General features: G+C 32.5%; 1 protein-coding gene. It reads right to left on the bottom strand.

The genetic code is table 11. The features are described 5' to 3' along the window. Positions 1-211 precede the first annotated feature (211 nt). A partial coding sequence (locus LEP1GSC195_RS19790; RefSeq protein WP_015679752.1) for a hypothetical protein occupies positions 212-547 on the bottom strand: 336 nt, incomplete at its 5' end.

The following is a 547-nucleotide window of genomic DNA, read 5'->3' as shown; positions in this document are numbered from 1 at the left end:
ATATTTAGGTCATTACTTAGAATTAGAGACGTAACAGATTTCTCGTGTCCTATGAGTATACTTCTTCTAGAAGTTTCGACTTTTCGATCACTTGGTGTTAAGAAGATAGGGGTTACTAATATTGAAATTAGTATTATTGTATTGAATTTGTTTCTTAATTTTTCCATTTTAACTCAAAATTTTTGGTATGACTTCAAGACATGGGTAACGTTCATGCGTCAGGAGAAGGGTAGTACTTTTTAGTAACCTTCCTTGGTTTATGAACTTTATATGAATTGGAATCAGGATTAATCAAGAATAAATTTTGATCGAGATTACCTAACTTATTATTTCCGAACCAAATAGAAACGGAATCGAATTCTTTTTTAATACCGACATTAAACCCGTTAAAAGGATTTCCGATCATGATGAGATTTCCATTGTAATTGATGTAACCGCGATCGTTAACATGTCTTTGCTTGAATCCAAACGGATAGGCGATTAGAAGTTCAGCGTTCGGATCAAAAAGTTTTTCCGATTTAACATAGATTTGTTCTGGAGTTTTCAT

Origin of the sequence: Leptospira wolbachii serovar Codice str. CDC (genome assembly GCF_000332515.2) — a bacterium.
Lineage (GTDB): Bacteria > Spirochaetota > Leptospiria > Leptospirales > Leptospiraceae > Leptospira_A > Leptospira_A wolbachii.
This window is presented reverse-complemented; position numbering and strand designations above follow the sequence as displayed.